Source organism: Enterobacter sp. CM29 (assembly GCF_013179605.1).
Taxonomy (GTDB): domain Bacteria; phylum Pseudomonadota; class Gammaproteobacteria; order Enterobacterales; family Enterobacteriaceae; genus Enterobacter; species Enterobacter intestinihominis.
On the sequence record NZ_JABMCU010000137.1, the window covers coordinates 1 to 12140 of the forward strand.

Annotated in this window: 13 protein-coding genes; 6 read left to right on the forward strand and 7 right to left on the reverse strand. The window is 55.6% G+C overall.

Annotation, left to right across the window (positions count from 1 at the left end):
* On the forward strand, positions 1-2010 hold a 2010-nt coding region (locus HP459_RS16070; RefSeq protein WP_171936477.1), incomplete at its 5' end, for an efflux RND transporter permease subunit.
* A 110-nt stretch (positions 2011-2120) separates the two neighbouring features.
* On the opposite strand, the gene ypfM is transcribed toward HP459_RS16070, so the two are convergent.
* The gene (gene ypfM / locus HP459_RS16075) at positions 2121-2180 is read right to left on the reverse strand and encodes a protein YpfM (protein WP_100181659.1); all 60 of its coding nucleotides are present in this window, start codon (positions 2178-2180) and stop codon (positions 2121-2123) included.
* A 387-nt stretch (positions 2181-2567) separates the two neighbouring features.
* On the opposite strand from ypfM, the gene HP459_RS16080 reads away from it, so the two are divergent.
* From HP459_RS16080 to HP459_RS16090, 3 genes are read left to right on the forward strand one after another with little or no spacing between them, the layout of a single operon-like run.
* Positions 2568-2924, forward strand: coding sequence for an ArsC family reductase (locus tag HP459_RS16080; protein ID WP_045309148.1), 357 nt, complete (start codon positions 2568-2570; stop codon positions 2922-2924).
* A 3-nt stretch (positions 2925-2927) separates the two neighbouring features.
* The gene (gene dapE / locus HP459_RS16085) at positions 2928-4055 is read left to right on the forward strand and encodes a succinyl-diaminopimelate desuccinylase (RefSeq protein ID WP_017383496.1); all 1128 of its coding nucleotides are present in this window, start codon (positions 2928-2930) and stop codon (positions 4053-4055) included.
* A 24-nt stretch (positions 4056-4079) separates the two neighbouring features.
* Positions 4080-4277, forward strand: coding sequence for a YpfN family protein (locus HP459_RS16090; protein WP_000383991.1), 198 nt, complete (start codon positions 4080-4082; stop codon positions 4275-4277).
* Positions 4278-4315: 38 nt separating this feature from the next.
* Here the strand turns inward: HP459_RS16090 and ypfH are convergent, their stop codons facing one another.
* From ypfH to dapA, 6 genes are all read right to left on the reverse strand, one after another.
* Positions 4316-5011, reverse strand: a complete 696-nt coding sequence (gene ypfH / locus HP459_RS16095) for an esterase (protein WP_171936478.1) — start codon at positions 5009-5011, stop codon at positions 4316-4318.
* 73 nt (positions 5012-5084) lie between these two features.
* Positions 5085-7031 (reverse strand): tRNA(Met) cytidine acetyltransferase TmcA, encoded by a 1947-nt coding sequence (locus tag HP459_RS16100; RefSeq protein WP_171936479.1) that lies wholly within the window; start codon positions 7029-7031, stop codon positions 5085-5087.
* A complete protein-coding gene (locus HP459_RS16105) occupies positions 7031-7900 on the reverse strand; it encodes a neutral zinc metallopeptidase (RefSeq protein WP_022648970.1) in 870 nt (289 codons plus the stop codon). The genes HP459_RS16100 and HP459_RS16105 overlap by 1 nt, the downstream gene beginning before the upstream one ends.
* Positions 7901-8020: 120 nt before the next feature.
* Positions 8021-8734, reverse strand: coding sequence for a phosphoribosylaminoimidazolesuccinocarboxamide synthase (gene purC / locus HP459_RS16110; RefSeq protein ID WP_001171626.1), 714 nt, complete (start codon positions 8732-8734; stop codon positions 8021-8023).
* Positions 8735-8843: 109 nt separating this feature from the next.
* On the reverse strand, positions 8844-9878 hold the full coding sequence (gene bamC / locus HP459_RS16115) for an outer membrane protein assembly factor BamC (RefSeq protein WP_022648971.1): 1035 nt from the start codon (positions 9876-9878) through the stop codon (positions 8844-8846).
* A 16-nt stretch (positions 9879-9894) separates the two neighbouring features.
* Entirely contained in the window at positions 9895-10773 is an 879-nt protein-coding gene (dapA, locus tag HP459_RS16120; RefSeq protein ID WP_003860542.1) for a 4-hydroxy-tetrahydrodipicolinate synthase, read from the reverse strand.
* Between the two features lie 145 nt (positions 10774-10918).
* Here dapA and HP459_RS16125 point away from each other — a divergent pair, with 145 nt between their 5' ends.
* A complete protein-coding gene (locus HP459_RS16125; protein WP_000213743.1) occupies positions 10919-11488 on the forward strand; it encodes a glycine cleavage system transcriptional repressor in 570 nt (189 codons plus the stop codon).
* Positions 11488-11958, forward strand: a complete 471-nt coding sequence (gene bcp, locus HP459_RS16130) for a thioredoxin-dependent thiol peroxidase (RefSeq protein WP_022648972.1) — start codon at positions 11488-11490, stop codon at positions 11956-11958. Before HP459_RS16125 ends, bcp begins: the two co-directional genes overlap by 1 nt.
* The last annotated feature ends 182 nt before the right edge of the window (positions 11959-12140 follow it).

Below are 12140 nucleotides of genomic sequence, written 5' to 3' on the forward strand. Positions count from 1 at the left end.
ACCATTGCGGTGCCGGTGGTGTTGCTGGGAACCTTTGCGGTGCTGTATGCCTTCGGTTACAGCATCAACACCCTGACCATGTTTGCCATGGTGCTGGCCATCGGCCTGCTGGTGGATGATGCCATCGTGGTGGTGGAAAACGTCGAGCGCATCATGAGCGAGGAAGGGCTTTCGCCCCGCGAGGCCACGCGTAAATCGATGGGGCAAATTCAGGGTGCGCTGGTCGGTATCGCCATGGTGCTGTCGGCGGTATTTATCCCGATGGCGTTTTTTGGCGGCACTACGGGCGCGATTTATCGCCAGTTCTCGATCACCATCGTCTCTGCGATGGTGCTCTCCGTACTGGTGGCGATGATCCTTACCCCTGCTCTGTGCTCGACGCTGCTCAAACCGCTGCATAAGGGCGAACACCACGGTCAAAAAGGCTTCTTCGGCTGGTTTAACCGCATGTTTAACCGAAATGCGGCGCGCTATGAAGCGGGCGTGGGTAAAGTACTGCACCGCAGCGTGCGCTGGATGGTGGTCTATGTCCTGCTGCTCGGCGGCATGGTCTTCTTATTCCTGCGGCTGCCAACCTCGTTCCTGCCGCTGGAAGATCGCGGCATGTTTATCACCTCCGTACAGTTACCGAGCGGCTCGACCCAGCAGCAGACCCTGAAAGTGGTGCAGAAGGTTGAGAACTACTTCCATACTCAGGAGAAGGATAACGTGGTCTCCGTCTTCTCCACCGTCGGCTCTGGCCCTGGCGGTAACGGGCAGAACGTGGCGCGTATGTTTGTGCGCCTGAAAGACTGGGACCAGCGCGACAGCGATAGCGGCTCCTCCTTTGCCATCATTGAACGTGCAACTAAAGCGTTCAACAAAATCAAGGAAGCGCGCGTTTTCGCCAGCAGCCCGCCCGCTATCAGTGGCCTGGGCAGCTCAGCCGGATTTGATATGGAGCTTCAGGATCACGCGGGTGCCGGGCATGACGCGTTGATGGCAGCTCGCGATAAACTGCTCGAGCTGGCCGGGAAAGAGCCGCAGCTTACCCGCGTTCGTCATAACGGTCTGGATGACAGCCCTCAGCTACAGGTGGATATCGACCAGCGTAAAGCGCAGGCGCTGGGCGTCTCCATCGACGACATTAACGACACCCTGCAAACGGCATGGGGCTCAAGCTACGTGAATGACTTTATGGATCGCGGTCGCGTGAAAAAGGTCTACGTTCAGTCTGCTGCCAAATACCGCATGCTGCCGGACGATATCAACCGCTGGTATGTGCGCAATAACACCGGCGGCATGGTGCCGTTCTCGGCGTTTGCGACGTCACGCTGGGAGACCGGTTCGCCGCGTCTGGAGCGTTACAACGGCTATTCGGCGCTGGAGATTGTCGGTGAAGCCGCGCCTGGCGTCAGTACCGGTACTGCAATGGACATTATGGAAAAACTGGTTCAGCAGTTACCGACCGGCTTTGGCCTGGAGTGGACGGCGATGTCCTACCAGGAACGGCTTTCCGGCGCGCAGGCGCCTGCCCTGTATGCCCTTTCGCTGCTGGTAGTGTTCCTCTGCCTGGCGGCGCTGTATGAAAGCTGGTCAGTGCCGTTCTCGGTAATGCTGGTGGTGCCTCTCGGGGTCATCGGCGCGCTGCTGGCAACCTGGATGCGTGGCCTGGAAAACGATGTCTATTTCCAGGTCGGACTCCTCACCGTAATCGGATTGTCGGCGAAAAACGCCATTCTGATCGTCGAATTTGCCAATGAGATGAATGCCAAAGGTCACGAACTGATGGCCGCCACGCTGCACGCCTGTCGTCAGCGCCTGCGCCCGATCCTGATGACTTCTCTGGCGTTTGTATTTGGCGTCCTGCCGATGGCCACCAGCTCCGGCGCAGGCTCCAGCAGCCAGCACGCGGTGGGAACGGGCGTTATGGGGGGAATGATTTCCGCGACGATTCTGGCTATCTATTTCGTACCGCTGTTCTTTGTGCTGATACGCCGTCGTTTCCCGCTGAAGGATAAGCCGGAATAACCCGTTGAAATAAAAAAAGGCGGCTTTACAGGCCGCCTTTTTATTGTGTGATTCTTTCACACTATGGTTATTTTAGTTAATTAAGTGCTCTTGCATTTCTTACCGGAAATTCATTTACGAAGCATGCCTTCGATAAAATCTTTCCAGTTCCCCAGTTCATGTTCAATCATAACAACCTCTCTTATTATTATGTGCATTCTACGAAAACGTATCATCATTGTGAAGCCACTTTAACCGATTGCTGTGATTGAGCCTCGCTGTGCAGGTAGGTTTAGGATCACTATGAGCGTTGACGGGTAAATTTTATGTGACCTACAGCAATATTTTGAAATAGTCAGAAAAATGACAGCATTTTTAATTTCCCCCTGAGTTTATTGGCAATTTATACAGAGTGGACAACTATGCTTAAAAGATGGAACACTATTCAGCGAACAGCTGTTCGTTGAATTATGGAGAATTGTAAATCACGAAAAATTCCGAATATGTTATATTCCACTTAAGGATATATCTTCGAAAATATTGAACATTTAACCCACACAAGAACAAAAGGATTCACTATGGTTGTGATGTACGGCATTAAGAATTGCGATACGATTAAAAAAGCCCGCCGCTGGCTGGAAGCACACAACATCGACTATCGCTTCCATGATTACCGTGCCGACGGGCTTGACCCTGCGTTTCTCCATTCCGCCATCAATGAACTGGGCTGGGAAGCGCTGCTGAACACCCGCGGGACCACCTGGCGAAAACTGGATGAATCTCTCCGGGCCACGATCAACAACGCCGACAGCGCAGCCAAACTGATGCTTGAAATGCCGGCAATCATCAAACGCCCATTGCTCTGCAAGCCAGGTCAGCCTATGCTGCTGGGTTTCAGTGAAACCCTTTATTCAGATTTATTCGTTGAGGTGTAGTCTATGTCATGCCCGGTCATTGAGCTGACTCAGCAGCTTATTCGCCGTCCTTCCCTTAGCCCGGACGACGCAGGTTGTCAGGCATTAATGATTGAGCGCCTGCGTGCCATCGGTTTTACCGTCGAGCACATGGATTTTGGCGATACGCAGAACTTCTGGGCATGGCGCGGTCAGGGGGAGACGCTGGCGTTTGCCGGACATACCGACGTAGTTCCCGCAGGCGACGCAGACCGCTGGATCAACCCGCCTTTTGAGCCAACCATCCGCGACGGCATGCTTTTCGGACGCGGCGCTGCGGATATGAAAGGTTCCCTGGCTGCGATGGTCGTGGCGGCAGAGCGTTTCGTCGCCCAGCATCCGAACCATAAAAACCGTCTTGCGTTTTTGATTACCTCCGATGAAGAAGCCAGCGCCCACAACGGCACCGTGAAGGTCGTTGAGGCGCTGATGGCGCGCAATGAACGTCTGGACTACTGTCTGGTGGGCGAACCGTCCAGTACCGAAGTGGTGGGCGATGTGGTGAAAAATGGCCGCCGTGGATCCCTGACCTGCAATTTGACCATTCATGGCGTGCAGGGCCACGTTGCCTATCCGCACCTGGCGGATAACCCGGTACACCGCGCCGCGCCGATGCTGAACGAACTGGTGGGCATTGAATGGGATAAAGGCAACGAATTTTTCCCGCCAACCAGCATGCAAATAGCCAACATCAAGGCCGGCACCGGCAGCAACAACGTCATTCCCGGCGATCTCTTCGTCCAGTTTAACTTCCGCTTCAGCACCGAACTGACCGACGAGATGATAAAAGCGCGCGTGATTGCGCTGCTCGAAAAATACCAGCTGCGCTATACCCTCGACTGGTGGCTGTCTGGCCAGCCGTTCCTGACGCAGCGCGGTAAACTGGTGGATGCGGTAGTGAACGCCATCGCGCACTATAATGAGATTAAGCCACAGCTGCTGACAACGGGCGGCACGTCTGACGGACGCTTTATCGCCCGCATGGGCGCACAGGTTGTCGAACTGGGTCCGGTTAACGCGACGATTCACAAAATCAATGAATGCGTGAACGCTGCCGATTTACAACTGCTGGCCCGCATGTATCAACGTATTATGGAGCAGCTCGTCGCCTGACGGGTGCTTAAAGAGGATTAGCGAATGGACTGGCTTTCAAAGTACTGGTGGATTCTGGTGTTGGTATTTCTGGTAGGCGTGCTGCTTAACGTGATTAAAGATCTCAAGCGCGTTGACCACAAAAAGTTCCTTGCCAACAAACCGGATCTTCCGCCGCACCGTGATTTTAACGACAAGTGGGACGATGAAGACGACTGGCCGAAGAAGGACCAGAAGAAGTAATCGCTCTGTTTCCCCTCTCCCTAAGGAGAGGGGAAACCTCACATAAACTCGACGATATCATCGTCATTCGGCTTACCGCCGCTGAGCGCTTCATCAAAGTAGTGCTTCGGTACGGTATAACGCAGATGATCGAGCGCGAACTGCATGCTGCGATCGTCAATGGCATGCCCCAGATCGTCCACGATATCCAGCGTCACATCCCCGCCTTCACGCATCAGCGCGTCCTGGGCCGCAACCGCATGCGAAAGCTCAATTACCCGGTCTTCACCCCCATGAATGAGATGGATCGTGGTCTGCGTGGTCGCGCTTTGCGGTAACGTCGCAAAACGCCCATTGAAGGCAATCACGCGGGACACCAGTCCGGGCTGCGCTTTTACGCTTTCCAGCGACATGATTGAGCCCTGAGAGAAGCCAATCAGCGCTGTTGCATTGGCACCTACGCCGCTCTGCTGCTGCCAGTAACGCACGGTATTGATAAAGGCTGGCATAACGGCATCAATACGTGCCTGACGATTTTCCTCCGTCACGCCCTCGACGGAAAACCACTGCCGCCCGTCCGGACCGCAGGGCTCCACGCCGCCGATACTGACGATCAGCGCTTGTGGGAAAACGGGTGCAAACCAGCTGCCAATCTGTCCCATATTGACGGCATTGTCGCCCACGCCATGAAACAGAAGCAGTAGCTGTTTAGCAGGGGTATCCGGGCTTTGCACAACAAAATGGTCATGTTTCATGGCGATCTCCTTAATTGTTAAGCAGGATTTTACGCCTCTGCGGGGTAATGACCATGCCACTTTACTGAAGAAGTCATTGAAAAAATTGCCATTGCAAAATGTCGGCTTTCAGCCGCTGGCTACGAGAGTAATCAAGCCTTTCAAGCGCGTGAGCGGTTTCCTCGCGTAGCTTCGCCAGCAACGCTTTGCGCCCGAAATCGTGTGTATTCCCTTCCATTTTCCCGCGCAGCGCCGGGAGCGGCATATCCACGGCTACCAACAATCGCGTTAGCGCCGCAACCGAGGTTGAAAACGCCCGGTGCGCAAAGGCAAACCCCGCCAGCTCCAGCCAGTCGTCACTATTAAGGGTAGCTTCCCATGCATCCATCACCGGGATCTTTTCGCCATTCCAGGCCGACAGGACGCGCATATCACGACATAAACGCTGATGCGCCTCTTCGCAGAGCTGATGCCCCGCCTCGCTCAGCGGCAGCAACGCCATCGCCGTATAGCACCCGCTGCTGGCCTCCCGATGGCTGCCCATTCGCACCAGCACAAACCCGCACTGCCGCCAGAAACGCCACAGCTCGTCGGTATAGCCAAAGCTGACCGAGAGATAATCTTCTCCGCTGGCACTGCGGATCAGCCCCTGGCCGATGCCTTCCCGCTGGCGATGAGGATGAACCGCAATACGGCTGACGCGTCGGCCTTTCAGCGTCGCCGCGAGAGGCGAACCGCCGTGCGCCGCCAGCGACTGTGCCACCAGATTTCCACGCGGCCGACGAAATCCCGCCCACACCGCGCGACTAAGCTCTGGGGATAAGCCGCCCTCCTCCACCAGCCAGAGAGCACCGGCGAGGGTTGAGTCGGTTTCAGCAACGGTAAAATGCTGTCCCGGCGCGTCCATCATCCGGCGTAAATCGAGGGGGGACGTCCGGTAGTGCGCGGCACACAGCAGTTCATACACGCCTGCCCCGCGCGCCGGATCGCTCTCCCACACCCCGGGCTCCAGCGACGTTAAACTTACCTCCCCTACCGGTTTGCGATCGATAAGCGCATCGTCGAACAGCAGCGCGTTCGCCACGATTCGCTCAAGAGGACATCCGGCAGCCCAGCGTACAGGAGTTGATAAGGTATATCGCCGCAGACCGCTGAACCGGGCGCAGAACTTCAGCAGAAATCCCCTGCCCGTGCCTTCATAACCCTGCACCGTAGTGGTCAACAACACGCGGGGAAAGCGCATCGTCAGTTTCTCGAGCAGCGGGCCGGGGATGGCGGCCGCCTCATCGACAATCAGCCAGTCAGCTTCTGTTGTGGAGGCCAGCAGCGCATCCGGGGCCATAAAGTGAAAATGTTCCCCGGCGAAACGCGCGATGACATCCGTCGCCCCTTTTGCCGGTGCGGTCACTACAGCACTACCCTGAATGCCGTTGAGCAACATGCCCGCCAGGGCGGACTTTCCTCGTCCGCGCGGGGCCGTCACGGCAGCCACGCCAGCAGGCATGGTCAGAAGCGCGTCGAGGATCGCAGCCTGCTCGCGCTGCGGTTCACCGCTGGCGGGCTGCCAGGCGGGTAAATCTGGCGCAACGGGAAGGCACAGAGGACGATGTTGATGCCAGACGATAGCATCTGAATCGGCGGCCAGCGTCCGGCAAAAATGGTAAACAAAGTGCGGGGTGGCGATCGGCTCGGCGCTGTCGCTCCAGCGTAGAGAATCCGCGTCGGGCCTGTTAGCCCAGACGGAGAACGGCGGCACCAGCAGCACCAGAAGGCTTCCGGCGCGCAGGGTCCCGCTGAGGGCGGCGAAGGCCGAGACGTCAAACCCGCGACGCGCGTCAAAAACGGCGTGCAGATATTCACGTCCCAGCAGGCCGCTGATGGCCTTAGAGGGGTTTTCCTCCAGCCACAGCCAGTCTCCTGGTAACGTATCGCGCAGGATGGTCGCCTGGCTCAACGTCCACGCTTCATCGCCGCTAAGCACCACCAGCCGGCGGTGCCCGGTACGCTGAAGCTGGTTAACCAGCTGTTCAACCCCCAACATCACATAGCTTTGCCGAAGGTATTACACTGCGACGGGTTGCCGCTGTCAAAGCCACGCTTAAACCAGCTGTAGCGCTGCTCTGAGGTGCCATGGGTAAAGCTGTCCGGCACAACGCGCCCCTGGCTTTGCTGCTGCAAGCGATCGTCACCAATCGCCTGTGCGGCATTCAGGGCCTCTTCCAGATCGCCTGTTTCCAGCACGCCCTGCTGCTGCATGCTGTGTCCCCAGACGCCAGCGAAGCAGTCGGCCTGAAGCTCCATGCGTACGGAGAGATGATTCACCTCCGCCTGAGACGCATTCTGCTGCATCTGACGCACTTTAGGTTCAATGCCGAGGAGCTTCTGCACATGGTGGCCGACTTCATGCGCGATCACGTAGCCCTGGGCAAAATCGCCGTCGGCGCCCAGCTTGCTTTTCATGTCGTCATAGAAGGAGAGATCGATATAGACGGTGCTGTCCGCCGGGCAGTAGAACGGCCCCATAACGGACTGCCCGGTGCCGCAGCCCGTGCGGGTTGCGCCCCGGTACATCACCAGTTTTGGCGGCTGATAAGTCCGCCCCATTTTCTCGAACTGCTGACCCCAGGTATCTTCGGTCGTCGCGAGAATAACGGAAGTAAATTTCGCCGCTTCATCTTCATTCGGGCTGATGGAGCGCTGAGAATACTGCTGCTGTTGCCCGGTTTCACCGGTCATCAAACCGGTCAGGTCGACACCGTAGTAGCCCGCTACCAGCACGACGACCAGCAGAATAATACCGCCCTTGCCGCTGGGTAACCGGAAACCTGGCCCGCCCATAGACGGCCCACCGCCACCACTGCTGCGTCTGTCTTCTACGTTGTCACTTTCACGACGCCCTTGCCAGCGCATAAACACCTCGAACTATTCCATTTATAATAGCTATGATCGTAGGCGGTTAATGAAAGGATTACCATAGTAAACAAGGATAAGACGCCAAAGGATGCCAACATCCTTTGGCAAATGCGCAGTTTAGTCGAGCTTAACGCCTAAACGGTGAGCAACCGCTTCGTACGCTTCGACCACGCCACCCAGACTCTGGCGGAAACGGTCTTTGTCCATTTTATCCAGCGTCTCTTTGTCCCACAGGCGGCTGCCGTCAGGAGAGAACTCGTCGCCCAGCACCACTTCGCCTTTGTACAGACCGAACTCCAGCTTGAAGTCGACCAGGATCAGGCCCGCGTCATCAAACAGCTTTTTCAGCACGTCGTTGGCTTTGTAGGTCAGTTCCTGCATGCGCGCCAGGTTCTCTTTGCTGACCCAGCCGAAGGTTTCGCAGTAGGATTCGTTGACCATCGGGTCATGCATGGCGTCGTTTTTCAGGAACAGATCGAACAGCGGTGGATTCAGTTCGATACCCTCTTCAATGCCCAGACGCTTCACCAGGGAGCCTGCGGCACGGTTACGGATCACGCACTCAACCGGCACCATATCCAGTTTTTTTACCAGACATTCCGTATCGGACAACAACGCTTCCATCTGAGTCGGGATACCGGCTTCGGCCAGTTTGGTCATAATGAAGTGGTTGAACTTGTTGTTCACCATGCCCTTACGATCGAACTGCTCAATGCGTGCGCCGTCTCCTGCTGACGTATCATTGCGGAATTCGAGCACCAACAGATCCGGGTTTTCCGTGCTGTATACGGTTTTCGCTTTGCCACGATACAACTCAGCTTGCTTCTGCATCTTCATTACTCCTGGTGTGATGATTTGTATTCAAAACTGGCTATATTATGCCACGCACACGTTTGCGTGGCACGAAAATAAAAAGGGCTGGATTAACCAGCCCTCACTATTATTTGCTGAATGCGGCCTGGAAGGCAGCGACCAGCGCATCGTTCTGCGCCTGGGTCAGCGTGTGTCCTTTCGGATCGATAAACTGCAGGCTGCTGCGGTTATCGAGGTCGCCGACCTGGATTTTGTAGTCACCGGAAGGCAACTGTGGATCGCTTGCCCCCAGCTCCTGCCAGGCACTTTCAGACAGCGGCTTATAGGTCGCTGTGATGCTGCCCGTTGAACGGGTGCTGTCGGTCACCTTCATGCCCACTTTTTCCAGCGTGGCTGGCAGACGCTGCCAGGTCTGGTTAAACGGCGCACGCACCACCAGCATTGGCAGGCCGGTATCGTCTGCACCGCTCTGCACGTCAAACGTTGAGCCGTTACGGTTCTGCGCGGCGTTTGCGGCATCAGCAGCGTTCTTATCCAGACCCGCTGCAATCACGTTCAGCATTTCGGTACTGTAGCGCTGCATGGCGGACGGATCGGCAACCGGTTTACCTGCCTGCTCAAGATTCAACAGCTTAACGGTAACCGCCTGCTGATAACCCTGCGGCTTAACGGAGACTTGATAACGACCACGATACTGCTGGTCTTCATCGAGACGGTTCCACTCAATCCAGTCGGTGGTTAAGGTCTGGCTGGCGTCGTCGCGTTTATCAATCGTATAGTTTTTCGACTGAATGACGCTCACAACCTGCGGCCACAGCGTGGTACCGCGTGCGCTTTCCACCAGCAGAGAAGCTGTATCACCGGTGAACTGCGTGCGCGCGCCACTCACCAGCGCCAGAGGCTGAGCTGGCGGACGAATATCGAGCGCTTTACCCACCAGGCCGCTGCCGTTGGTAACCGGAATATTATAATCACCGTTCTGGATCGGCAGGATCATGCCGGCAGGCGCGTGAAGTTCAGCAAGCGGCGGCGCATCCAGATAGGATTCATCACCGCTCACCTGGCGCTTGTAGCGCGAGTCTGAACTACAGGCAGCGAGGAGCATAACAAGCGAAACACCCGCAACCTTGGCCAGGCGCGACTTCTGTACTGAATAAGCCATCAAATCTCCCTAAACTTTACAGCAAACCGGCATGCTTCAGCGCGCCAGCGACAATTTCACGACCATGGTCGGTAATCGGTGTCATTGGCAGACGCAGCGTGTCGGTTGCTACAAGCCCCAACTCCTTACATGCCCATTTCACTGGGATCGGATTGGGTTCGACAAATAATTTATTATGCAACGGCATCAGACGCTGATTAATCACGCGAGCTTCATCAAAGTGACCGGCTGCGGCCAGTTTGCACATGTCAGCCATATCACGCGCCGCCACGTTCGCCGTCACGGAAATAACGCCGTTACCACCGAGCTGCATAAAGTCCAGTGCGGTCGCATCATCACCGCTCAACAGGATAAAGTCGTCTGAAACCAGCTCTTTGATCTGATGAACGCGGCTTAAGTTCCCTGTCGCCTCTTTAATCCCGATAATATTTTTTACTTTCGAGAGACGGCCAACGGTTTCCGGCAGCATATCGCAACCGGTACGGGACGGCACATTATACAGAATTTGTGGCAAGTCAGTATGTTCAGCGATGGCTTTGAAATGCTGGAACAAACCTTCCTGAGTTGGGCGGTTGTAGTAAGGGGTCACCGTCAGACAGCCAACAATGCCGCTGTCGTTAAAACGCTGAGTCAGGCTAATGGCCTCTGCCGTTGCGTTTGCGCCCGTACCCGCGATGACCGGAATACGCCCGTCCGCCAGTTCCAGGGTCAGCATCACAACGTCGCCGTGCTCTTCGTGGCTCAGCGTAGCGGATTCACCGGTAGTCCCTACCGAAACGATCGCCGAGGTTCCATTGGCGACATGGTAATCAATGAGCTTCTTCATGCTTGACCGGCAGACATTACCTTTTTCATCCATCGGTGTAACAAGCGCGACAATACTTCCCGTGAACATGAGCCATCCTCTGTGCGAACAAGAGCCTCAATGTTACGTTTGGAACTGTAATAAAAGCAAGCGACCTGAGGCTCTCAGGCGGTTGTATGCATGTTTTTTTTATGCTTTCCTTAGGAAGACTTAACCACGCAAAGGAAGAACAGGTTTGACAACCTCATCACAACATTACCTGGTTATCACTGCGCTGGGTGCTGACAGGCCGGGTATCGTGAATACCATCACTCGCCACGTGAGCAGCTGCGGCTGCAATATCGAAGATAGCCGGCTGGCTATGCTTGGCGAAGAATTCACGTTCATCATGCTGCTTTCCGGAACATGGAATGCCATTACCCTCATCGAATCTACCCTGCCGCTGAAAGGCGCAGAGCTGGATTTACTGATTGTGATGAAGCGCACCACCGCGCGCCCGCGTCCGGCTCTGCCTGCCACAGTCTGGGTACAGGTTGAAGTGCCTGATTCACCTCATCTGATTGAACGTTTTACGGCACTGTTTGACAGCCATCAGATGAACATTGCCGAACTGGTTTCCCGCACGCAGCCTGGCGATGAAAACGCCATCCCGACGCTGTTTATTCAAATTACCGCCCACAGCCCTGCCTCGCAGGATGCGTCAAATATCGAGCAAGCGTTTAAAGCCCTCTGTACAGAATTACACGCGCAAGGCAGTATAAGCGTCGTCGATTATTCGCAGCACGAACAGGATGGAGTTGAGTAATGAACCCACTGAAAGCCGGTGATATCGCACCGAAATTTAGCTTACCGGATCAAGACGGCGAGCAAGTAAATTTGACCGACTTCCAGGGACAGCGTGTTCTGGTCTATTTCTACCCGAAAGCCATGACCCCGGGCTGTACCGTACAGGCCTGCGGTTTGCGCGACAACATGGATGAGTTGAAAAAGGTCGGTGTGGAAGTGCTGGGCATCAGCACCGATAAACCAGAGAAGCTGTCACGTTTTGCGGAAAAAGAGCTGCTGAACTTCACGCTGCTTTCCGATGAAGACCACCAGGTTTGCGAGCAGTTTGGCGTCTGGGGTGAGAAGTCCTTTATGGGCAAAACGTACGACGGTATTCACCGCATCAGCTTCCTGATTGACGCTGACGGTAAAGTTGAGCACGTGTTTGATGATTTCAAAACCAGCAACCACCACGACGTGGTGTTGAACTGGCTGAAACAAAGCGCCTGATAAACAGCAAAACGGCAACCCAGGTTGCCGTTTTTAGTGTTTGCCCCCTCTCCCCGTGGGCTGAGGGTTCCCCACAAATTAATGCGAGCACTGAGCAATCCCCTCGCCCCTCCGGGGAGAGGGTTAGGGTGAGGGGAACATACGGCGGTGGTGGTCATTCCGTTCACTTTATGTTCCTTGCT